Below are 22084 nucleotides of genomic sequence, written 5' to 3'. Positions count from 1 at the left end.
ATGCGTTTTGTCTACGCCGGCCTTGGACTATTCTTTGTGGCCTTGGCTGTCATTGGCATTGTCCTCCCTCTTCTTCCAACGGTGCCTTTCCTGCTTCTCGCTGCTTTTTGCTTTGCCAACTCCTCTGACCGCCTGCACAACTGGATTCTGGCCCACAATGTCTTCGGCCCGATGATCACCGATTGGCGCGAGCAAGGAGCTATCCGGCCGGGCGCAAAAAAGGCGGCAACCCTTTCGATTGCCGCCGTCTTTGGCCTATCTCTGTTTGTCGGGGTACCAGCCTACGTCCTTGGCATTCAAGCCGTTGTACTGTCGGCAGTCCTGACCTTCATCTGGACCCGCCCTAACGGCTGAGCAGATTGCACAGCTCATCCAGCTGATCGAGATCATCGTAACTGATCGTCACAGAGCCGCTTTCCCCGCCCGGTTTGTGATCGATCGACACCTTCATCTTCAGCATCGCCGACAGATCCCCTTCCAGGGCCCGGGTATCGGCATCCTTTTCGGACGCTTTCTTCGGCTTCTTGGCAGTGGCGGTCTGATACCCGGCCGCATCCTTTTTCACCAGCGCCTCAGTTGCGCGGACGGACAATCCGCCCTTCACAATCTTTTTCGCAAGATCAGAGGCATTGTCCGAGGTAATCAGCGCCCGGGCGTGGCCGGCAGAGAGCTTACGTTCTTGCACCAGGATCTGCACATCATCCGGCAGATGCAGCAGACGGACCAGGTTCGCAATATGGCTGCGGCTTTTGCCAAGCGCTTCTGCCATCTTTTCCTGGGTGTGGCCGAACTTCTCCATCAACTGCTTATAGCTCTGCGCCTCTTCCATCGCGTTCAGGTCAGAGCGCTGGATGTTCTCGATGATGGCAACTTCCATCATCTCGAGGTCAGAGTAATCCCGGATCAACACCGGTACTTCGTGCAGTTGTGCTGCCTGAGACGCGCGCCAGCGGCGTTCGCCGGCAACAATCTCATACTGCCCGCCAGGCCGCGGCCGCACGATCAGCGGCTGCAGTACGCCCTTCTCCTTAATAGAGGCGGTCAGATCATCCAGATCTTCCTGCAGAAACTGCCGGCGCGGCTGATTCGGGTTGGCGATGACATTTTCGATCGGCACCAGAATTTCTGCATTCCGCGGAGCTTCTGCCTGCGTACTCACCGGCGCAGGGTTCACATCAGCCATCAATGCTGACAGCCCCCGGCCCAGCCCGCGTGGTTTTGTTTTTTTGTCAGCCATGGTTGCCTCCGGTACGTGTACTGCATTTACGCCGCGATCTTGTGATGTTTATTGATGATTTCTTCTGCCAGGGCACGGTAGGCCTGCGCACCCAGCGAATTGGTGTCGTAGTTCAGAACCGGCTGTGCGTAAGACGGCGCTTCGCTCACCCTTACATTGCGCGGTATCTTGGTCTGGAAAACGAGCTCACCCAGGTTGTCCCGGGCGTCTTGCTCCACCTGCTGCGACAGGTTGTTGCGTCGGTCGAACATGGTCAGAACGATTCCCTCGATTCGCAATCCGGGATTCGCCGACTGCCGGACCTCGCGAATTGTCAGCATCAGCTGCGTCACCCCTTCCAGAGCAAAGAACTCGCTTTGCAGAGGCACCAGCACGGAATGGGCAGCTACCATTGCGTTTACTGTCAGCAGGTTCAATGACGGCGGGCAATCGATCAAGACGTAGTCCCAGTCGTAGTCATCCATCGCCGTCTGACGCAAAGCATCATGCAACAGGAAACTGCGTTTTTCATTTGTGAACAGCTCAATATCCGCAGAGCTCAGGTCAATGGTTGCCGGGATGATGCAGAGATCATCGATCGAGGTCTCCCGGATCACATCGGTCAACTGAGCATCTTCCACCAGCAGATCATAGGTGGTCAGATCCCTATCCGATGGTTCGATTCCAAGACCGGTCGAAGCATTACCCTGCGGGTCCAGATCCACCACCAGCACCCGCATACCGCATTCCACCAAGGCTGCGGCGAGATTAATGGCCGTTGTTGTCTTCCCTACCCCGCCTTTTTGATTTGCCACCGCGATAATACGAGGCCCCTCCGGCCGGGAATAATCAGACACGTGCCACTCCCCTTATTTTCAGGATTACTGCTTCTTGTTCTGTGAGACTTCTAACTGGTTCCGCATCGAATCGCCATTGCTCCCGCGCGTTATCCACTTCTTTTTTCCAGCTTTCCCCCTTTGGGAATACCGCCGTTCCAGCTTCTTTTAGATGGCGTTCAGAAAACTCCAAAAGCAGTGAAAGATCCGCCAGCGCTCTTGCTGACAGCACATCAGCGTTCTGGGGTGGCGCCTTCTCAATACGCTCTGTCAGAACGGTGACCGCAGCCCCGCATTCACGCGCTGCTGTACGCAGGAAGGCCGACTTACGCTGATCACTTTCGATCAGCGTTACTTTCATCGCCGGCGCCTCATCTGCCGCTAGTACGGAAATGATCAGTCCCGGAAAACCGCCGCCGCTGCCAATGTCCACCCAGTGATCAACCTGTCCGACACAGCGGAAGACCTGTACAGAATCCGCAATATGCCGGGTCCAGAGTTGATCCAGGCTAGCCTTGGAAACCAAATTTATCTTCGGGTTCCATTTCTGAATGACCTGCTCAAAGATCTCCAGCCGCTGCATTGTTTCACGTGAAACATTCAGCGACTCCAAAATCCGTTTTTTGCTCATGCGGATTTCTCCCTGGATCCTCGATCCCGGCGCAGTCGCGCCAGCAACAAGGCCAGAGCTGCAGGTGTCATTCCATCAATACGGGCCGCCTTAGCCAATGTCTCAGGCCGGGCTAAAGTTAGTTTCTGCTGCAGTTCCTTGGACAAACCATCAATACCTGCATAGGAAAAATCTGCAGGAATTGCATATCCCTCATCACGCTTCATCGCCGAAATCTCCCGCTCCTGCCTGGCAATGTAGTTGGCGTAAAGTGCGTCTCTCTCCACCTGCCGGCGGATGTCAGGCTCCACTTCCGAAAGCTCAGGCACGAGTGGCAGGACATCCTCGAAGGTGACGTCAGGAAACGCCAGCACATCCAAACCTGTGCGCCGGTTTCCATCCTGATTTACCCGAATCCCGGCTTCTTTGACCTGCTTTGGCGTAAAGCTTTGCGTATCCAGAACATTCCGGGCTGAAGTAAGCTTCTCGCTCTTTTCCAAAAAGGCTTTCCGACGCTCCGCGCCGGCGCACCCCCATTCGATGGCCAGCGGGGTCAGCCTCTGGTCTGCATTGTCTGCCCGCAATGAAAGCCGGAATTCAGCACGCGAGGTGAACATCCGGTAGGGTTCGGTAACACCGTTTGCGGTCAGATCATCAATCATGACCCCGATGTAGCTGCTGGCACGACTGAAGATAACAGGTGGCTTATCCTGGCATTTGCGAGCTGCATTAAGCCCGGCAACAAGCCCTTGAGCTGCAGCCTCTTCATATCCGGTAGTCCCGTTGATCTGACCAGCAAGATACAGCCCAGGAACATCCTTCAACGACAGTTCCAGCGTCAGGGCCCGAGGATCCACATAGTCGTACTCAATGGCATAGCCCGGCTGAAGGATAACCGCCTGCTCCAGCCCTCTTATCGAATGGACATAGTCCTCTTGAACATCTGTCGGCAGGCTGGTGGAAATACCGTTGGGATAAACGGTGTTGTCGGTGACCCCTTCCGGCTCAAGAAAGATCTGATGAGAGTCCTTGTCGGCGAAACGAACAATCTTGTCTTCGATCGAAGGGCAATAGCGCGGCCCAACGCCTTCGATATGCCCTCCGTACATGGCAGAACGTTCCAGGTTCTTCCGGATAATTTCATGCGTTCGGGCATTTGTATGGGTGATGCCGCAGGACACCTGCTTGGCACTGAGAGACTTTGTTAGAAAGGAAAAGAAGACAGGATCGTCATCGCCGGGCTGCGCATCAAGACTCTCCCAGTCAATTGTCCGGCCATCCAGCCGGGGCGGCGTGCCGGTTTTCAACCGTCCAAGAGGCAAGTCAAAACTGTCAAGACGCTCGGCAAGTTTGACTGAGGGCTTATCCCCTATCCGCCCGCCAGGTTTTGAAACGTCGCCAATGTGGATTACGCCGCGCAAAAATGTACCTGACGTAAGGATAACCGTCCGGCTTGGTATCTCACTGCCATCAGCAAGGAGCACGCCGGCAACGGAAGGTCCGGACATCAGGAAGTCGGTTACTTCCCCTTCAATAATATCCAGATTCGGCTGATTCTCAGTCAGTTTCAGCATTTCTGTCCGGTAGATCTTCCGATCAGACTGTGCTCGTGGCCCTTGTACAGCCGGCCCTTTACGGCGGTTTAAAAGCCGGAACTGGATGCCGGCCAGATCCGCAACCCGCCCCATCACCCCGTCAAGGGCATCAATCTCTCGGACCAAGTGTCCTTTACCCAAGCCGCCGATCGCAGGGTTGCAGGACATAACACCGATACCGTCCCTGTTCAGGGTGACCAGCGCTGTCTTGACACCTATGCGGGCTGCGGCGTGTGCCGCTTCAGTGCCGGCGTGCCCCCCGCCAACGACGATGACATCATAAGCCGAATGTTTCACGTGAAACACTCCTTCACTTTCCTAGGCAGAAACTCGAGAAAATCTCATCCAGCAAGTTTTCGACGCCGATCCGCCCCACCAGCATTTCCAATGCCCGGATGGCAGACCGCATTTCCTCAGCCGCTATATCATAAAACTCAGGGCCGCGCTGCAGGATATCCTGCGCTTCCTGCAGGTTTACCAGGGCCGTCAGCATGGCATCCCTATGGCGCGCGCGTGTGGCAATGCCGGCCTGGGCCGAACGTGTTTCCAGAACGCTGGAAACGTGGCCGACCAGACGATCAATCCCCTGCCCCGAACGGCCGGACACCGCATCGCCGGCGTCGTCTCTCAGATCGGCTTTCGGACGCAGGCGAATGTCGCCGGCCCGCATTTCCACGTCCAGGACTTCGTCATCCTCTGCCAGGAATACGCGCAGATCCGCGTCCTCAGCCCGTTTGCGCGCCAGCGCAATGCCAATACCTTCGACGTGATCGTCTGTGTCGCGCAGGCCGGCAGTGTCCAGCAAGGTGACAGGCAGACCGGCAAGATCCATACGGACTTCGATGATATCGCGGGTCGTGCCGGCGTACTCGGATGTGATCGCGGCTTCGCGGCCGGCGAGCGCATTCAGAAGCGTCGACTTCCCGACATTGGGCGCACCAATGATAGCCACTTCAAAACCGCTGCGGATCCGCTCGGCAATTCTGACGCCGGCGGTCTCTTTTTCCAAGCCGGCCTGGACATCCGCCAGAAGTTCAGAAACTTCCGGTGTGACATCAACAGGAACCTCTTCGTCAGCAAAGTCGATGGTGACTTCAATCAGCGAGGCGGCCCGGATCAGTTTCTCCCGCCATTTCTCAGCCAGATTACCGAGCCCGCCGGCGAGAATCACCTGCGCTTGCTTGCGCTGTGCTTCGGTTTCAGCATCAATCAGATCGGCGAGGCCTTCAACCTGGGCCAAGTCCAAATTACCGTTCTCCAGGGCCCGGCGGGTGAACTCGCCCGGTTCAGCCATTCTCAAACCACCGATTCGCCCTAGCGAATCAAGTACGGCAGACACCACTGCGGTACTTCCATGTGTTTGAAATTCAACGGTATTTTCGCCTGTAAAGCTCTTTGGCGCAGTGAAAGTCAGAATCAGTGCCTCATCCAGGCGTTCCCCTGATTCGTCCCGAAGGATTCGTAGGCTGGAACCCCGTGCCGGCAAGACACCGCCGCAGAGCTGCGCGCCGGCCTCCAGCGCCAAAGGCCCGGAGACGCGGATCACCGCAACCCCGGCCTTGCCTTGGGCGGAGGCCAGCGCAAAGATCGTGTCCATGGGGTGGCCCTTCTCTCTCGCCGGCCCGGATCAGGTGTTCATCGAGTCGAAAAACTCGGAGTTCGACTTGGTCTGCTTCAGCTTCGACAGCAGGAACTCAATCGCGTCCGTTGTGCCCATCGGGTTCAGGATCCGGCGCAGCACAAAGGTCTTGGCCAGGTCAACCTTATCGACCAGCAGGTCCTCTTTCCGGGTGCCGGACTTGAGGATGTCGATGGCCGGGAACACGCGCTTGTCGGCAATCTTGCGGTCCAGCACGATTTCCGAGTTGCCGGTGCCTTTGAACTCTTCGAAGATCACCTCGTCCATGCGCGAGCCGGTGTCGATCAGTGCAGTGGCGATAATGGTGAGCGAGCCGCCTTCTTCGATGTTGCGCGCGGCACCAAAGAAACGCTTGGGGCGCTGCAGCGCGTTGGCGTCAACACCACCGGTCAGAACTTTACCCGAGGACGGCACCACGGTGTTAAAGGCCCTACCAAGTCTTGTGATGGAGTCGAGAAGAATCACAACATCTCGTTTATGTTCCACCAGACGCTTGGCTTTTTCGATAACCATTTCAGAGACCGCAACGTGCCGGGTTGCCGGCTCGTCAAAGGTAGAGGAAACAACCTCGCCTTTCACCGAGCGCTGCATGTCGGTCACCTCTTCCGGGCGTTCGTCGATCAAGAGAACGATCAGGTAGCATTCCGGATGGTTCTTCTCGATGGAGTGCGCGATGTTCTGAAGGATCACCGTTTTACCGGTCCGTGGCGGCGCCACGATCAGCGAACGCTGGCCCTTGCCGATCGGCGCAACCAGGTCGATCACACGGGCAGAACGGTCCTTGATGGTCGGATCCTCGATCTCCATCTTCAGGCGCTCATCCGGGTAGAGCGGTGTCAGGTTGTCGAATGCAATCTTGTGACGGGCCTTTTCGGGCTCTTCAAAGTTGATCTTAGTGACATTGGTCAGCGCAAAATACCGCTCGTTTTCCAGCGGCGCCTTGATCAGGCCTTCGACGGTGTCACCGGTGCGCAGAGACCATTGGCGGATCATGTCGGGCGAAACATAAATGTCATCCGGACCCGGCAGATAGTTGGCTTCGGGCGAGCGCAGGAAGCCGAACCCGTCCTGCAGCACTTCCAGCACGCCGTCGCCGCCGATTTCCCAGCCTTCATCCGCGCGTTCGCGCAGGATCTGGAACATCATCTCGCCCTTGCGCATGGTCGAGGCGTTTTCGATCTCCAGCTCCTCGGCCATTGCCAGCAGCGCTTTGGGGCTTTTTGCCTTGAGATCGGACAGATTCAGGGATTGCACGGTCATATATATACGGCCTCTACTCCCCCGTTTGCCCAGGGGGTCGGTCTGACGACAGGAATGGAAAACACGGCACGCCCGGACGGGCCCGTTGAGAGCCATACATAGGGACTCGTTTCAGATGAGTCAAACGCCGGCTGCAAGCGTTCCGGCGCTGCTGGGCCTGTTTCTGCGCCTCTGCGTTAGAATTTGAAGATGACTGAAACCACAATCACCAGCATCAGCACGGTGGGGACCTCGTTCATCATCCGGAACTGCCGGCCGGTGAGAGAATTCCTGCCTTCTTTGAAATCTCGGTAGCGGAACAGCAGCCAGTGATGGAACCAGGTCATGGCAATCACCGAGACTCCCTTGGTCCAGGGCCAGATGTAGCTCCAGTCGACGATTCCGGGCGTTAGAATGATGAACAGCCCCGCTGCCCAGGAGACATACATGGCTGGGCGCATGATGATCCTGAGAAGCTTCTCTTCCATCTGCAGGAAGATCGGTACGGCTTCCTGCACATTCTCAGCCTGCTCCACGTGATACACGAACAGACGGGGAAGATAGAAGAGACCCGCCATCCAGCTGAGGACAGCCATGATGTGCAGCGACTTGGCATATGGGTAGAGCGCGAACATGACATCGCTCAGGTCCATGGGCTGATCTCCCGAACTGATCTGATCTCTCTAATAATTAAATGATTATTAGAAGGATGATGTTTTTGTAGTGTGCGTGGATTCCGGTGGATAAGTGAGTCCTCCTTCGCTTATCCCCAGCAGGGATAAGATTCCAGCTTGGATGGGACCGGAGTCGTGGAAATTTTCTTAACGCCTTAGAAATAAGGTGCGTTAAGAATGTGTTTACCTATCCGTGCTTGGGGATAAGACAGGGATGATCCGGGGAGAGCCGGCATATCCACGGATTCAAAGTTATCCTGACTCACAAAGGACGACTCAGCCGGCTGAATCCTGAGATTTGCGTCAACCCCTGGAGTCTTTACTTGAGCGCGGAAAACCATACAAAACGTCCTGAAACGATCTGCGTCTTTCCCACGGGGTTTTCCACATGACTGCCCACATAGTGCTGGCTTCCGGTTCCGAAATCCGGGCGCATCTTCTGCGCCAGGCCGGCATAGAATTTGCCACTGACGTCCCGCGGCTGGATGAAGACGCGATCAAGGCTTCGCTTTTGGCCGAACAGGCGCCGCCTCGGGATATCGCCGATGCGCTGGCCGAAGCCAAGGCGCGCAAGATCAGTGGCAGACACCCGGGTAAACTGGTTCTGGGATGTGACCAGGTACTTGATTTTGAAGGGAAACTCCTGTCCAAACCAGCCAGTGAAGAGGTTGCGCTGGCGCAGCTCAAGGAGATGTGCGGCAAGCGGCATATGCTGCTGTCGGCGGCAGTGATCTACCGTGATGGTGAACCTATTTGGCGCCATGTGGGACAGGTCCGGCTGGTGATGCGGAAATGCTCGGATGCTTATCTGCAGGATTATGTGACCCGGAACTGGGACAGCATCCGCAACGCGGTGGGCGCCTATAAGCTGGAGGAGGAAGGCGTGCGTCTGTTCGCCTCCATTGACGGAAGCTACTTTAATGTCTTGGGATTGCCGCTGATGGAGCTTATCAGTTACTTAGGCCTGCAAGGGGTAATCGAGCAATGACAGAAGCAAAAATCCCGCTCGCCGGCGTTATCGGCTGTCCGGTTGCACATTCCAAATCCCCGCAGCTGCAACGCCACTGGCTGAACACGCATGGCATCAAAGGGCATTATGTGCCGATGCATGTGGAGCCGGAGGATCTGGCGGACACCATCCGGATGATGCCGAAGATGGGATTTGTCGGCGCCAACGTGACCATCCCGCACAAGGAAGCGGTGATGGAGATTGCCGACAAGGTCACCGACCGGGCCAAGCTGATCGGTGCGGCCAATACGCTGATCTTCCGCAAGGACGGCACCATCATGGCCGACAATACCGACGGCTATGGTTTCATCACCAACCTGCATCAGGGCGCGCCGCTGTGGGAACCGCAGTCCGGGCCGGCCGTGGTGCTGGGCGCCGGCGGCGCCTGCCGCGCGGTGGTGGCCTCGCTGCTGGAGGCCGGCGTGCCCGAGATTCTGCTGACCAACCGCACCCGCGACCGCGCCGAGCAGCTGCAGAGCGATTTTGGCAGCCGGGTGAAAGTGTCTGACTGGGTCCAGGCCGGCAATATTATTGAAGAAGGCGCTCTGATTGTGAACACCACCTCGCTGGGCATGGTTGGTAAGCCCCGCCTGCGGGTGCCGCTGGACGGACTGCAGCGCAGCGCCGTGGTGACCGACCTGATCTATGCGCCTCTGAAAACCGACCTGCTGCAAGCGGCTGAGGAGGCCGGCTGCACCGTGGTCGACGGGCTTGGCATGCTGCTGCACCAGGCGGTTCCGGGTTTCGAGCGCTGGTTCGGCCACCGCCCAGACGTGGATGCAGCCACCCGCGCGGCGGCGCTCAGATGAGTTTCAGCCTCGGCCTTACCGGCTCGATCGGCATGGGCAAAAGCACTACCGCCAAATTGTTTGCGGCCCAGGGCTGCGCGGTCTGGGATGCGGATGCGGCGGTGCACCGGCTTTATGGCAAAGACGGTGCGGCGGTTGCACCGATGCAGGCCGCTTTCCCTGAGGCAATCGAGGACGGCGCAGTCAGCCGTGCTGCCTTGAAGAAGATCATTGGCGCTGATCCAGACGCATTGAAACGCATCGAAACCATCGTGCATCCGCTGGTCGCGCAGGACCGGGCCGCCTTCCGGGCGCAAGCAAAAAGCGATGTTCTGGTCTTCGACATCCCGCTGCTGTTTGAAACCGGCGGCAATGCCGAAATGGACGCAGTGGCCTGTGTGAGTGTTGACGCGGAAACCCAGCAGCAACGGGTTCTGGCCCGCGGCACGATGACGGTTGAGCAGTTCCGGCATATCCTGCAAAAACAGATGCCGATTGAGGAGAAGTGTGCCCGCTCTGATTATGTGATCGAAACGGACACGCTGGAGCATGCCGAGGCGCAGGTGGCAGGGATCCTCGCAGATATCAGGAGCAAACTGAGCCATGCGTGAAATCGTTCTTGATACGGAAACCACCGGTTTTGACCCGTTCTCCGGCGACCGGATCGTGGAAATCGGCGCGGTGGAGCTCTACAACCACATGCCCACCGGCAAGACGTTTCACGAATACATGAATCCGGAACGCTCAATGCCGGCCGAGGCGTTCTCGGTGCATGGCATCGGCCCGGACCTGCTGGAACCGCCGCAAAAACCCGAACCCGGCGCGGTGACGCTGCGGGACAAACCGGTGTTTGCCAAGATCGGACAGAAGTTTTTGGACTTTGTGCAGGATTCCAAGCTGGTCATTCACAATGCCAGCTTTGATATGAAATTCCTCAACGCCGAGCTTGGCTGGATGGGGCTGCCCAAACTGCCGATGGATCAGGCGATCGACACGCTGGCGATGGCCCGCCAGCGCTTTCCGGGCTCGCCGGCGACGCTGGATGCGCTTTGCCGGCGGTTTAACATCGACAACTCGAACCGGACCCTGCACGGCGCTCTGCTCGACTCCGAGATCCTGGCCGATGTCTATCTGGAGCTGATCGGCGGCCGCCAGCCCGATTTTGGCCTGTCGACGCAGGCCTCCTCCAGCACTGCCCAAGTGGAAGATGACTGGCGCCCGGTCCCGCGGCAAACGCCCCTGCCCTCGCGGATCACAGCCGAGGAACAGGCCGCGCATGACGCTTTTGTTGCCAAGATGGGGGATGATGCCCTGTGGAAGGCCTCCTGACCTACGCAGCTTGGCCCACGCAGGTTGACCCAAGCCGGCCCGAAAAACGAAAAACGCCGCTGAATGTCAGCGGCGTTTTCTGTTTCAAAACTCTGAACCCTTACTGGGTCGGGGCAGCCGCGGCGGCCTCTTGCTGGCGGCGGGCCAGCTCGTTGCGGTAGATCGCCACGAAATCGATGTTGTCCAGGTTCAGCGGCGGGAAGCCGCCGTCGCGGGTCACGTCGGACACGATCCGGCGCAGGAACGGGAAGGTCTGGCGGGGGCATTCGATCAGCAGGAACGGATGCAGCTGGTCTTCCGGAACGCCTGCGATGTTGAACACGCCGACATATTCCAGCTCCAGCACGAACAGGACTTCGCCGCCTTCCTTGTTCTTGGATTCGACGGTCAGCTTGGTGACAACCTCATACTGGTTCTCGGCGGAACGCTTCTTGGCATCCAGGTTCACCTGAACACTGACGTCGGGCTGAACCTCGCCGCCAGAGCCTTTCTGCGCCATCACGTTCTCAAACGACATGTCGCGGATGAACTGGCCCAGGATGTTCATTTGAACTTGGGGCTGCTGCTGGGCTTCGCCGTTTTCGGCCATCGGGATACTCCTGAAAAAATGCTTTGGACCGTGCTTAACAGCTTGGTCCGGGTATCTCAACGGGGGCCGTCAACCCAGCCTGAGGGGCCTTCGGGGCGCTTCCCCGGGGTCACATCTTCGTAATCGCCGTCGATGATGTCATCCGGTTTTCCGGCTGCGCCGGGATAGTGGCGGCCATGCATGCTGCCCGGCCCCATCTGGAATTGCGCCACCGTGACACGGGCGCGCAGATAGCGGTACACCGCCAGCCGCACCGGCGGCATCAGCAGGGCAAAGCCAAAGGCATCGGTAAAGAAACCCGGCGTCAGCAGCAAAGCGCCTGCAAACAGGATCATAGCCCCATGGGCCAAAGGCTCTGCCGGATCGTTCAACTGCTGAAAAGACGATCTCAGCTGGCCCATCGCCATGCGGCCCTGTGTTTTCACCAGCCAGGTGCCGATAACCGCGGTCAGAACCACGATGGCCAGGGTCGGCCACAGCCCGATGGCACCCCCCACCTGAATAAACAAAGCGATTTCAATGATGGGAACCATCAGAAAGGCCAGGAAAAGATACATTAGGGTTTCCTTGAGATCATACGCTGCAGCGGTAGACTTGCCCCCGCCCGTCACCTACATAAGACTTGACCGCTTTGGTTTCAAACCAAGCACGAACGCCTAGCATGAGGTATCTATGGAGTCGCCTGTGATTCAGCTTTTGGTTTTGGCCGGTATTGCTGTGTTTCTGATCCTGCGCTTGAAAAGCGTGCTCGGAACACGCGAGGGCTTTGAAAAGCCGCCGTTGCCGCAATCCGAAGCACGCGGCCGCCGCCCTGATCTGGAAGTGATCGAAGGCGGCCCGGACCGGGACATCACCGACTATGTCGCCGACGGCAGTGCTCAGGCGCTGGCGCTGGCGGAGATGAAGCGGGTTGAGCCTTCGTTCCAGGTGCAGGATTTCGTTCAGGGTGCCCGTGGCGCTTACGAGATGATCCTGATGGGGTTCGAACACGGCAACCTGGACGACATTCAGCCGTTCCTGGCCGGGGATGTCTTCGAAAGCTTTGTCGACGCCGTTGCACAGCGCGAAGATCAGGGCCTGAAGATCGAGGCGGAGTTCATCGGCGTGCGTGAAACCACTGTCGCCGATGCTACGTTCGACAGCCAGTCCGGCCGCGCCGAGATCACTATGCGCTTTGTCGGAGAGATGACCTCGGTGGTCCGCGACCGCGGCGGCGACATTGTCGAGGGTGACCCGAAGGCGGTGAAACGCCAGAAGGACACCTGGGTTTTTGCGCGCAACATGGGCGCGGACGACCCCAACTGGCAGCTGGTCGCGACGGACGCATGATTGCCGCGCTTCGGGGGGCACTTCGGGCAGCTGCATTTGCAGGTGCCGCGATGACCGCCTCCGGGGCGCAGTCAGAGACCGTCTCCAGCATTCTGGAGTTTTCCCAGCTGGAGGGCTGGGCAGAGGACGACCACGCGGCAGCGCTATCCGTTTTTCTGGAAACCTGCCGCGACCTCAAGGACCCGGATTGGGCGGCTTTGTGCAAGGCCGCGCAGGCCCAGGCGCCGGAAGGCGCCCGGGCCTTTTTCGAGCTGTTCTTCCGCCCGGTGCTGATTGAGGATGGCAACAAGGCCCTGTTCACCGGATATTTCGAGCCTGAGCTGAACGGCTCCCGCTACCCGTCCGGCCGCTACCGCTATCCGGTTTACAAAATGCCGCCGGAGGCGCGCCAAACCAATCTGTGGCTGCCGCGCCGGGACATCCTGACCAGCGGCGTGATGGAGCGCCGCGGGCTGGAAATCGCCTGGGTCGACGATCCCGTCGAGCTGTTCTTTCTGCAGATCCAGGGCTCCGGGCGGATCCGTCTGCCCGATGGCTCGACCATCCGGGTTGGCTATGGCGGGGCCAATGGGCATGAGTACAAATCCATCGGCCGCGAATTAGTGCGCCGCGGTGTCTACAATGCGCATCAGGTCAGCGCTCAGGTGATCAAGTCCTGGGTACGCCGCAACCCGGTGGACGGCAAGGAGCTGCTGTTTCACAATCCCTCCTACGTCTTCTTCCGCGAGGTGCGCAAAGTGGCTGCCTCCAAGGGGCCGCTTGGGGCCATGAACCGCTCGGTCACGCCGATGCGCACCATTGCCGCCGATCCTGTCTATACCCCGCTGGGTGCGCCGGTCTGGGTGGAAAAGGACGGCCATATGCCGCTGCGCCGGCTGATGATTGCGCAAGATACCGGATCTGCCATCAAGGGCGCACAGCGGGCTGATATCTTTGTCGGCACCGGCGACGAGGCTGGACAAACGGCCGGCACAATGAAAGACCCCGGGCGGATGGTGGTGCTGCTGCCGATCCAGCGGGCCTATGCAATGTTGCCGGAAGACCTTTGAATGACACGGCGGAAATTGACGGAAGACGAGATCGACCTCTGGCAGAAGGTCGTCAAGCAGACTGAGCGCCTGTCGCCCGGCTCCCATTCCACGCCGCCTTACCCGCCGAAACCCAAGCCCAAGCCCGTGAAGCATCCGGAGCCGCGGCTCGATCCGTTTGAGGTTGGCAGCCGCGCCAGACCGAAACCGGTGAAACACGACCTCAAGCCCTCGATCGCCCGCAGCCTGGCCGGCGATCCGGTGAAGATGGATGAAAAGTCCTTCCGCCGCATGAAGCGCGGCAAGATCCGGCCTGAAGGCAAGCTGGACCTGCACGGCATGCGCATCGATGGGGCCCACCCTGCCCTTACCCGGTTCATCCTGTCCGCCCAGGCCTCGGGCAAGCGGCTGGTGCTGGTGGTAACCGGCAAGGGCAAGCACCGCGACGAGCCGGGCCCGATTCCGGTGCCGCGCGGCGTGCTGCGCCATAAGGTGCCGCAGTGGCTGGCGCTGCCGCCCTTGGCGCAGGCGGTGCTGCAGGTGACGCCGGCCCACATCAGCCACGGCGGCGAGGGCGCCTATTACGTTTACCTGCGCCGCTCCCGCTGATCCTGGGCTGACGGTTACTTTTCGCTGCCCCGCGGCGCTTGCAGGTTCACCCGTGTGGCATTGTCGCGAATAACAATCTGCCCTGGCAGGATACGGTCAATCGGAACGTTGCTTTCCCGCCTGAACGTCTCGGTGGTTTCCTGTGCACCATTCAACAAGGCGAGCAGGGCCGGCGAGGTTGCTGCCACGAAATGCTGAGAACCGGCTTCTTCGGCAAATTCGGTGGTGTCAACGATCCCAACAGGGAACTCCTTGACCTCCTCGATGTTGTTGAGATTGCCAAGCCGTTCCCGCCCGTCGAGTCCGCGCAGCCGCTGCGACAGGGTCAGGATGTTGTCTTTGCGGGAAACGAAGATCAAAAAGGGCTCCGGCACTTTGGCGAACCTGCGCATCTGGGTCTTGAACACGTCAACATCCAGATCAGGCGACATCAGCACCACCCCGCCCAGGTTCTTGGCCGCCCATCCGGGCGATTGGATTTCAATCTGGCGCAAGGTTTCCATTGTCAGCAGCCCGCCCATGGAATGGGCCACGATCACAATCCGGTCCACGCCGGAGCTGCGCAGCTGCCGCAGCAGCCTTTCCAGTCCGTCGCGGGCAAACAGCACGCTGTCGCCGTCATAGGCATAGCCCAGCGGCTTTCCCTTGCTGGGCCAGGAATAGACCACCGTTGCGCCCGGGATTTCGATATCATGAGTCAGCTGGGCCGCCCGGAACGCGGTTTCAGCCTGGGTGGAGTTGAAGCCATGCACAAACACAGTCACTTCGCGCTGGTTGGCGGGAAACTTGCTCAGCTCCTGGCGCAGCCGGGCCGAGAAATCCGCTTCAGAGGCAAAAATCCTTCGCCCGGCCATGGTGAATTCCCGCAACGGATCCGGATCGCCGTAACCGAATTTCAGATCGCCAGCCTTATGTCCTGGCGGGATCGACACGGTAAGCTCCAGTAGACTGAAGTCTTCTGTCCGCTCGGATCCGTAGGTTCCGTTGGGCAGCGGCTCGCGGGTGGTTGCGGCAAAAACGGTCTTGGCCGTGCCCACTTCCAATGCTTCCGGCACGGTTGGGCTGTAGGACCGGTCCGTGCAGCCGCCCAATCCGATCAGTAACAAAGCGGCAACCGCGCGCAGGCCCTGCATTGATGTCTGCCCTCAAAAACAATTAACGGCAGGCTACTGCACCTGCCGCCAATGTCCAGAGATGCTGCCGGTTTCCGGCGGGTTACAGCACGTAACGGCTGACGTCGGCGGACCGGCCCAGCTCTCCCAGATGCTTCATGACAAAGCCGGCATCCACAGTTACCGCCTCGCCCGAGCGGTCCGGCGCGGTAAAGGACAGCTCCTCAAACACCCGCTCCATCACCGTGTAGAGCCGGCGCGCACCGATGTTTTCGACGGTCTGGTTCACTTCGGCGGCGATCTTGGCCAGCGCCGCGATGCCATCTTTGGTGAAGGTGACTGTGACTTCTTCGGTGTCCATCAGCGCGGTGTACTGGCGGGTCAGCGCGTTGTCGGTCTCGGTCAGGATGCGCACGAAATCCTCTTCGGTCAGCGCCCGCAGGTTCACCCGGATCGGCAGACGGCCCTGCAGTTCCGGCAGCAGGTCCGACGGCTTGGCGATGTGGAAGGCGCCCGACGCGATGAAAAGGATGTGGTCGGTCTTAACCGGCCCGTGCTTGGTGCTGACGGTGGTGCCTTCGATCAGCGGCAGCAGGTCCCGCTGGACGCCCTCGCGGCTGACATCGCCGCCGCGGGTTTCCTGACGGGCGCAGACCTTGTCGATTTCATCCAGGAAAACGATGCCGTTCTGCTCGACCGCTTCCAGCGCGGTGCGGGTGACGGTTTCGTCGTCCAGCAGTTTGTCTGCCTCTTCGCCGATTAGCACCTCATAGCTTTCGGCTACGGTCATCTTCTTGCGGGTGGTGCGCCCGCCCATCGCCTTGCCGAATAGGTCGCCGAGGTTCAGCATGCCCATATTACCGCCGCCCGGCTGGCCGGGAATGTCGAACATGTTGCCCATCGGGTTTGAGGTATCTGCCACGTCCAGTTCAATAACGGTGTCGTCCAGCTCACCAGCCTTCAGCTTCTTGCGGAACATCTCGCGGGTGGCGTCGCGCGCATCGGTGCCGGCGATGGCCTCGACCACACGGTCCTCGGCAGCCTTGTGGGCATTGGCTTTTACCTCTTCCCGCATGTACTCGCGGGTCTGGGCAATGGCACTGTCGACCAGATCGCGGATGATCTGCTCCACGTCGCGGCCGACATATCCAACCTCGGTGAACTTGGTGGCCTCGATCTTGATGAACGGCGCGCGCGCCAGTTTTGCCAGCCGGCGCGAGATCTCGGTCTTGCCGACACCGGTGGGGCCGATCATCAGGATGTTCTTCGGATAGACCTCGTCGCGCAGGTCGTCCGCCAGCTGCTTGCGCCGCCAGCGGCTGCGCAGGGCCACGGCCACGGCACGCTTGGCCTCCTTCTGGCCGATGATGAAGCGGTCCAGTTCGGAAACGATTTCGCGCGGGGTCAGATCGGTCATGTCACTCAGCTTTCTTGTTTCACCGGGAACCTAATCATGGCGGAGGAAAACACAAGCCGATCACGCCTTGATCACGGATGGCTCACGCCGGAACACGGGTCAAACACGCCAGATAATAGGCCGGTGAGCCCCGGTTTCTTTTTGATCCGGAACCTGACCAGATGCAGCCAGCGTTTTGTTCAGGAGCCAAAGGGAGACAACAATGCTGAATCGCCGTTCCTTCTTCGCAGCCGCTGCTGCAACCACCGCCGCCGTGACCCTCACCGGTGCAACTGCTGCCGTAGCCGGCGGCGTCAAAGGCCATTTCGAGGGCCGCTCGAACCACGTAACTTCAGGCGCGGTCAAAATCGTCGAGGAAGGCGGCCGTTACATCGTCGAACTGGGCGATGACTTCTCGCTGGACGGCGGCCCGGACCCGCGTGTTGCCCTGGGCAAGGACGGCAAATACGACCCCGACACCAAGCTGGGCGCCCTGCTCAGCCTGACCGGCAAGCAGCGTTACGCGGTGCCCGCCACCTGGGACATTTCCAAGCACAATGAAGTCTACATCTGGTGCGAAGTGGCCGGCGTGCCGCTGGGCGTTGCCAAGATCAAATAACCGGCGCCGCCACTCACATAGCGAAGCCAAAGGGAGGGCTGGGCAGTTGCTCAGCCCTTGTTCTGTTTTGGGGGAGGCAAAGGGCTAGAGCTTGCTGCCTTTGGTCAGCTCGGTCCTGCTGGGCGGTACGCGCCCGCCATGGGGCGGGCAGGCGCGTGGCTGCCGCTGGCGCGACAGCCGGTGAATTCGATGGAGCTAATGAGACGGCGGCAGCCGGTGCAAGGGCAGAACCCCGCCAAGCGGCGCCAGCAGGGCTGCGCGAATCCGGCTCCAGAAGGCGCCCAGGGCCACCAGGAACACGCCAAGCGCCAGGATGGTGATCGCGGTGCCTTCGCCATTGAACACAGTCCCGGCCAGCGTGACGCTGTAGCCAATGGCAGCAATCAGGAACGACCGGCGGTCGATGATGATCGCAATCAGGGCAAACAGCAGCAGGATCCCGAACAGCAGCATGTTGGAGCCGGATGTGCCGGCGTCCAGCAGGCTCAGCGCGATGGTGTTGACCAGGGCCGGCGCGGCAACAACATGCAGCCAGAACCCCTGCGCTGACCGCCGTGTCACCCGGTGAGGGTCGCTGAGGTCGAACGCCATGGCAACGGCAAAAACGGCAAGTCCGACGGCCAGGGTGATCCAGGCAAAGGGCCCGCTGGCCGACAGCAGGAACAGGTCGCTCACCCCTGCCGGGGTGCCGGCCTGGATAGCGCCGGTCAGCAAGGCAAAAACAAAGACCCCCAAAGCAATAAGCGCCATTGCAAAGGGCACACGGAAGCGCAGCCAGAACACGGCAATGGCGGCAGTGGACAGCGCAAAGGGCAGTGGCAGGCTGGAGAAATCGTTCTGCGCAATCATGAAGGGCTGCGAGAAATGCGCCGCGAACCCGGTGCCTGCGTTGCCGGCCCATAGGAGCGACAGCGCAATGGCTGGCGCCACCATCCTGCGGCGGCGGATGAAATACTCGGACAGCAGCCAAAGAACCACGGCGCCGGCGGCAGCGGAATAGACTGCTTTTTGCTGATAGCCGCCCAGCGAGCCGGCCAGATCCACAGCCGTAAAGGCCATCCAGCCGGAAGCCAGGATCAAGAGGCCGATGACAATGAAGATCTCATTGAACCCTTTGAACAGCTCAAACGGCTCATCGCCGGGTGCCAGGTTCTCGCGAGCGCCCCGGCGGCTGTCTGCCAGTGCCAGCAGCGAGGCGGCCTGGGCCTCGCTCAGGAGGCCCGAACCAACCGCGGCGCGCAGATCATCCTGGCTGATCCGGGACACCTCAGGCTTCCTTGCCAATAGATTCGACGGTCAGATTGCCATTGGTGTAGACGCAGATATCCGCGGCAATGGCCATCGCATCGCGGGCCACTCCTTCGGCGGATTTATCGCTGTCCATCATGCCGCGCGCCGCTGCCAGGGCAAAATTACCGCCTGAGCCGATGGCCGCCACGTTGTGTTCCGGCTCCAGCACATCGCCGGCACCGGTGATCACAAACATGTCCTTGCCGTCGGTGACGATCAGCATCGCTTCCAGCTTCTGCAGGTATTTGTCGGTGCGCCAGTCCTTGGCCAGTTCCACGCTGGCACGGGCCAGCTGGCCGGGCGTGGCTTCCAGCTTCGCTTCCAGCCGCTCCAGCAGCGTGAAGGCATCCGCGGTCGAGCCGGCAAAACCTGCCACAACATCAAAGCCGCCGGGCGACAGGCGGCGCACCTTGCGGGCGGTGCCCTTGATCACGGTCTGGCCCAGCGACACCTGGCCGTCGCCGGCGATAACCACCTCGCCGCCCTTCTTTACGCCGATAATGGTTGTGCCGTGCCAGCCGGGGAATTGATCGTCTGCCATTCATGCCTCCAATTGAGTTGCCCTTTATATGGAACCATCCCCATTCCGGCACAAGGGAAAGCGGTCTTGCCCCCGCAGGCACAGCAGCCTTATCAATCTGGGAATGAGCGAGGCGCGTATTCTTACTTTCTATCTGCACGACAGCCTGCGCCGGCGCGCAGAGGCGGGGCGGCATAATTTCATCAACAAGCTGTGCAATGTCGTTCGGGAGGCCGGGTTCTCCGTCGCCTTCACCGGCCCGAAACAAGAGCAGCTCACCTTGTCGGTTTCCCGCCCGGGGTATGCCATGTTCCACATGGCGGATCCGTTTCACGACCGGGCGCTGACCATGCGCAAAGTGTATGAGTACCCGTTCTGGGCCATTGAAACCACGGCCAAGCGCTGGGACTGGCAGGTTGCCCGCAGCAGCTTCCCGGCGGAAAAGGCGGATCGCAAAGAGGCGCAGCGCTTTTACAAGTTCTGGCAAAACCGGCAGTTCGGCCCCGCCGCGGCACAGGTGAAAAAACAAGGCTTTGTATATGTTCCGCTGCAAGGCCGGCTGCTTCAGCACCGGTCGTTTCAATGCTGTTCGCCGCTTCGCATGGTGGAACAGGTGCTGGAGCAGGACCGGACCCGCCCTGTGGTGGCGACCCTGCATCCGAAAGAGACCTATTCCGCTGAGGAACTGGCGGCGCTTGAACAGCTGGAAAAGCGGTTTCCCCGCCTGACAGTGCGTATTGGCGGCATGGCCGGATTGCTAGCCGGCTGCGATTACGTGGTGACGCAGAACTCCTCTGCTGCCTTCTTCGGGTACTTCTTTGCCAAACCTGCGGTTCTGTTCGGGCAGATCGACTTTCACCACATTGCCGCAAATGTCATCCAGGACGGCGCGGCAGCGGCGTTGGAGATGGGCCCGCATCTGCAGCCGGACTTTGCAGGCTATGTGCATTGGTTCTGGCAGCAGATGTCGATCAACGGCGGGCTGGATACTGCGGAGGAGAAGATACGTAACCGCCTGAAGGCGGCCGGATGGCCAGTCTGACCGCGTTAAAACCTAAGCAACCCGCCATGCAGCCAGTGCAGAGCGGGGCTGAGATTCCAGCAATTGTGGGACTCAGCAGCACATCCTACATGGGGCTCACAACCGGCACAGGGTCGGCTGTTTCTCAGAAGGACTAGCGCAATGACTACCGCAAACATCTACGCGCCGCTCGGAGCAGTCACCGTTCTCCGCGTGGTCGACACACTGATCAACGTGAAAACTGCTCTCGTGGAATGGAACGAGGCCCGTCAAACCCGGAACGCTCTGGACAAGCTGTCGGACGCACAGCTGGCAGACATCGGCCTGGTCCGCGGCGACATCGCTTCGCTGTAATCAGCCGGCCAGAACCGATTTCAAAAAGCCGCCCGCCTGGGCGGCTTTCTTCTTTTTGAGCCTTGTTTCAGCCGCTGATTTTGTACTTTCCAGCCTGATCCGGCAGCCAGGCCTCAATCGCAGCCGTGGCAACCACGTGCCTGGTGCCGGCCTCGGCGTCTTCGACATCCAGGCCGCCCTTGACCGCGCGCACATTGGCCCTGCCCCGCGGCAAATCTTCAGCCACCAGACCGCAATCCACCGCCTCCGGCTGCTGCACGCCGATGGTCACGTCGACACGCATCTCGCTGTGATCGATCCCCAGCTTGGAAAACAGGGTGATCGAGGAGTGATGCAGCGCGTCTTGCACCGCGCGCCGGGCTGCCTTGGTATAGTCCTGGCCGTAGAGGTCATTTCCCATGCCCATTTCCAGGATGATGCGTTTTTCGCTCATTGTGCGGCCTCCATGTCAAAGGACACCACAACGGCGGCATTGGCGATCACCGTGCGGCCGCCGTGGGGTTTTTCGATGTTGAGCCCGCCTTCCACAATCCGGATGCTGGGCCGGCCGTAGGGGAAGATCTCCTTCAGCGCGTCCGTGTCGACGGCCTCAGGCTTCTGCACCCCGATCTCGGCGTCGATGATCATGTCTTCCTTCTGGAACTCAAACAGCTCCGCCATGCTGACGGAGTTGTGCCACAGCGCGTCCTTGATCGCGCGGCGGGCGGCCTCAGTGTAGTCCTCGCGCCTGAGCGATGTGCCCATGCCGAATTCCACCAATACCCGTGTCTTGGCCATAGTGCCTCCTGTACCTGTCTCGGCGCGGAGCGTCGCAGGACACAGACACATTTAAAAGAGCCAGTTTGCCGCTGGCGGCTACACCAGAGCGCAAGACACAATAAAAGGGCCGCCCCTCGGGGACAGCCCTGTGAAACCCTTCGAGAGGGATCCGGCTTAGATGGCTTCTTCGATCCAGCTCTGCAGCGCGGCCTTGGGGGCGGCGCCGGCGCGGTTCGAAATCACCTGGCCGTCCTTGAAGATGAACAGCGCCGGGATGCCGCGCACGCCCATGGCGGCGGCGGAGTTCGGGTTGCTGTCAACGTCGACCTTGGCAATCTTGATCTTGCCGTCGAATTCTGCGGCCAGCTCTTCCAGAGCCGGGCCAATCTGCTTACAGGGACCGCACCACTCAGCCCAGAAATCCACCACAACGGGGATATCGGAGTTCTTGACTTCGGCGTCAAAAGTGGCGTCGGTGACGGCAACGGTGGACATATGCATGTCTCCATAGAGTATGTGGCAA

At 59.8% G+C, this 22084-nt stretch carries 27 protein-coding genes; 11 read left to right on the top strand and 16 right to left on the bottom strand.

All coding sequences use genetic code 11. The features are described 5' to 3' along the window. A complete protein-coding gene (locus tag RA20_RS07905; protein WP_039126485.1) occupies positions 1–354 on the top strand; it encodes a YbaN family protein in 354 nt (117 codons plus the stop codon). Here the strand turns inward: RA20_RS07905 and RA20_RS07900 are convergent. From RA20_RS07900 to RA20_RS07870, 7 genes are all read right to left on the bottom strand, one after another. Beyond that, entirely contained in the window at positions 344–1237 is an 894-nt protein-coding gene (locus RA20_RS07900; RefSeq protein ID WP_039126482.1) for a ParB/RepB/Spo0J family partition protein, read from the bottom strand. The two genes, RA20_RS07905 and RA20_RS07900, sit on opposite strands and share 11 nt — an antisense overlap. A 26-nt stretch (positions 1238–1263) precedes the next feature. Continuing rightward, entirely contained in the window at positions 1264–2073 is an 810-nt protein-coding gene (locus RA20_RS07895) for a ParA family protein (RefSeq protein WP_039126479.1), read from the bottom strand. Next, entirely contained in the window at positions 2066–2683 is a 618-nt protein-coding gene (gene rsmG / locus RA20_RS07890) for a 16S rRNA (guanine(527)-N(7))-methyltransferase RsmG (RefSeq protein WP_039126476.1), read from the bottom strand. Before rsmG ends, RA20_RS07895 begins: the two co-directional genes overlap by 8 nt. Further along, the gene (gene mnmG / locus RA20_RS07885) at positions 2680–4554 is read right to left on the bottom strand and encodes a tRNA uridine-5-carboxymethylaminomethyl(34) synthesis enzyme MnmG (protein WP_039126817.1); all 1875 of its coding nucleotides are present in this window, start codon (positions 4552–4554) and stop codon (positions 2680–2682) included. The genes rsmG and mnmG overlap by 4 nt, the downstream gene beginning before the upstream one ends. Positions 4555–4567: 13 nt before the next feature. Beyond that, on the bottom strand, positions 4568–5854 hold the full coding sequence (mnmE, locus tag RA20_RS07880; RefSeq protein ID WP_039126473.1) for a tRNA uridine-5-carboxymethylaminomethyl(34) synthesis GTPase MnmE: 1287 nt from the start codon (positions 5852–5854) through the stop codon (positions 4568–4570). 30 nt (positions 5855–5884) lie between these two features. After that, the gene (gene rho / locus RA20_RS07875; protein WP_039126471.1) at positions 5885–7156 is read right to left on the bottom strand and encodes a transcription termination factor Rho; all 1272 of its coding nucleotides are present in this window, start codon (positions 7154–7156) and stop codon (positions 5885–5887) included. 176 nt (positions 7157–7332) lie between these two features. After that, positions 7333–7788, bottom strand: a complete 456-nt coding sequence (locus tag RA20_RS07870) for a CopD family protein (RefSeq protein WP_039126468.1) — start codon at positions 7786–7788, stop codon at positions 7333–7335. 409 nt (positions 7789–8197) lie between these two features. Between RA20_RS07870 and RA20_RS07865 the strand changes: the two genes are divergently transcribed. From RA20_RS07865 to dnaQ, 4 genes are read left to right on the top strand one after another with little or no spacing between them, the layout of a single operon-like run. Next, entirely contained in the window at positions 8198–8797 is a 600-nt protein-coding gene (locus tag RA20_RS07865; RefSeq protein ID WP_039126465.1) for a Maf family protein, read from the top strand. Further along, on the top strand, positions 8794–9627 hold the full coding sequence (locus RA20_RS07860) for a shikimate dehydrogenase (protein WP_039126464.1): 834 nt from the start codon (positions 8794–8796) through the stop codon (positions 9625–9627). The genes RA20_RS07865 and RA20_RS07860 overlap by 4 nt, the downstream gene beginning before the upstream one ends. Further along, complete coding sequence (gene coaE, locus RA20_RS07855) at positions 9624–10217, top strand: dephospho-CoA kinase (RefSeq protein WP_039126460.1); 594 nt, start codon at positions 9624–9626, stop codon at positions 10215–10217. Before RA20_RS07860 ends, coaE begins: the two co-directional genes overlap by 4 nt. Beyond that, positions 10210–10935 carry a DNA polymerase III subunit epsilon gene (dnaQ, locus tag RA20_RS07850; protein WP_039126457.1) on the top strand — a complete coding sequence of 242 codons (726 nt, stop codon included), beginning with the start codon at positions 10210–10212 and terminating at the stop codon, positions 10933–10935. The genes coaE and dnaQ overlap by 8 nt, the downstream gene beginning before the upstream one ends. Positions 10936–11035: 100 nt before the next feature. Here dnaQ and secB read toward each other — a convergent pair whose 3' ends face one another. Both secB and RA20_RS07840 read right to left on the bottom strand, forming a co-directional pair. Further along, complete coding sequence (gene secB, locus RA20_RS07845) at positions 11036–11524, bottom strand: protein-export chaperone SecB (protein ID WP_039126454.1); 489 nt, start codon at positions 11522–11524, stop codon at positions 11036–11038. A gap of 56 nt (positions 11525–11580) precedes the next feature. Continuing rightward, a complete protein-coding gene (locus RA20_RS07840; RefSeq protein WP_039126451.1) occupies positions 11581–12081 on the bottom strand; it encodes an FxsA family protein in 501 nt (166 codons plus the stop codon). Positions 12082–12196: 115 nt separating this feature from the next. Between RA20_RS07840 and RA20_RS07835 the strand changes: the two genes are divergently transcribed. From RA20_RS07835 to RA20_RS07825, 3 genes are read left to right on the top strand one after another with little or no spacing between them, the layout of a single operon-like run. Next, on the top strand, positions 12197–12853 hold the full coding sequence (locus RA20_RS07835; protein WP_039126447.1) for a Tim44/TimA family putative adaptor protein: 657 nt from the start codon (positions 12197–12199) through the stop codon (positions 12851–12853). Then, positions 12850–13902 carry a murein transglycosylase A gene (gene mltA / locus RA20_RS07830; RefSeq protein ID WP_039126444.1) on the top strand — a complete coding sequence of 351 codons (1053 nt, stop codon included), beginning with the start codon at positions 12850–12852 and terminating at the stop codon, positions 13900–13902. Before RA20_RS07835 ends, mltA begins: the two co-directional genes overlap by 4 nt. Continuing rightward, entirely contained in the window at positions 13903–14490 is a 588-nt protein-coding gene (locus RA20_RS07825; protein ID WP_039126441.1) for a Smr/MutS family protein, read from the top strand. Between the two features lie 14 nt (positions 14491–14504). Here the strand turns inward: RA20_RS07825 and RA20_RS07820 are convergent, their stop codons facing one another. Together RA20_RS07820 and hslU are read right to left on the bottom strand one after the other, a co-directional pair. Beyond that, a complete protein-coding gene (locus RA20_RS07820) occupies positions 14505–15623 on the bottom strand; it encodes an alpha/beta hydrolase (RefSeq protein WP_039126438.1) in 1119 nt (372 codons plus the stop codon). An 82-nt stretch (positions 15624–15705) separates the two neighbouring features. Then, positions 15706–17019 (bottom strand): ATP-dependent protease ATPase subunit HslU, encoded by a 1314-nt coding sequence (gene hslU, locus RA20_RS07815; RefSeq protein WP_039126435.1) that lies wholly within the window; start codon positions 17017–17019, stop codon positions 15706–15708. 202 nt (positions 17020–17221) lie between these two features. Here hslU and RA20_RS07810 point away from each other — a divergent pair, with 202 nt between their 5' ends. Next, on the top strand, positions 17222–17617 hold the full coding sequence (locus RA20_RS07810) for a DM13 domain-containing protein (protein WP_039126432.1): 396 nt from the start codon (positions 17222–17224) through the stop codon (positions 17615–17617). Positions 17618–17812: 195 nt separating this feature from the next. On the opposite strand, the gene RA20_RS07805 is transcribed toward RA20_RS07810, so the two are convergent. Both RA20_RS07805 and hslV read right to left on the bottom strand, forming a co-directional pair. Beyond that, positions 17813–18883: a hypothetical protein gene (locus RA20_RS07805; RefSeq protein WP_039126429.1), complete on the bottom strand. Its 1071-nt coding sequence runs from the start codon at positions 18881–18883 to the stop codon at positions 17813–17815. Between the two features lies 1 nt (position 18884). Next, a complete protein-coding gene (hslV, locus tag RA20_RS07800; protein ID WP_039126428.1) occupies positions 18885–19448 on the bottom strand; it encodes an ATP-dependent protease subunit HslV in 564 nt (187 codons plus the stop codon). Positions 19449–19551: 103 nt separating this feature from the next. On the opposite strand from hslV, the gene RA20_RS07795 reads away from it, so the two are divergent. Next, complete coding sequence (locus tag RA20_RS07795) at positions 19552–20469, top strand: hypothetical protein (RefSeq protein WP_039126425.1); 918 nt, start codon at positions 19552–19554, stop codon at positions 20467–20469. Between the two features lie 141 nt (positions 20470–20610). Beyond that, positions 20611–20802: a DUF1127 domain-containing protein gene (locus RA20_RS07790; protein ID WP_039126424.1), complete on the top strand. Its 192-nt coding sequence runs from the start codon at positions 20611–20613 to the stop codon at positions 20800–20802. A gap of 67 nt (positions 20803–20869) precedes the next feature. Here the strand turns inward: RA20_RS07790 and RA20_RS07785 are convergent, their stop codons facing one another. The 3 genes from RA20_RS07785 to trxA all read right to left on the bottom strand — a co-directional run bounded on the left by RA20_RS07785 (position 20870) and on the right by trxA (position 22056). After that, on the bottom strand, positions 20870–21235 hold the full coding sequence (locus RA20_RS07785) for a Lin0512 family protein (RefSeq protein ID WP_039126422.1): 366 nt from the start codon (positions 21233–21235) through the stop codon (positions 20870–20872). After that, positions 21232–21579: a Lin0512 family protein gene (locus RA20_RS07780; protein ID WP_039126420.1), complete on the bottom strand. Its 348-nt coding sequence runs from the start codon at positions 21577–21579 to the stop codon at positions 21232–21234. The genes RA20_RS07785 and RA20_RS07780 overlap by 4 nt, the downstream gene beginning before the upstream one ends. 156 nt (positions 21580–21735) lie before the next feature. Further along, positions 21736–22056, bottom strand: a complete 321-nt coding sequence (gene trxA, locus RA20_RS07775) for a thioredoxin (protein WP_039126418.1) — start codon at positions 22054–22056, stop codon at positions 21736–21738. Positions 22057–22084: the final 28 nt, after the last annotated feature.

Origin of the sequence: Leisingera sp. ANG-Vp (assembly GCF_000813725.1) — a bacterium.
Lineage (GTDB): Bacteria > Pseudomonadota > Alphaproteobacteria > Rhodobacterales > Rhodobacteraceae > Leisingera.
This window is presented reverse-complemented; position numbering and strand designations above follow the sequence as displayed.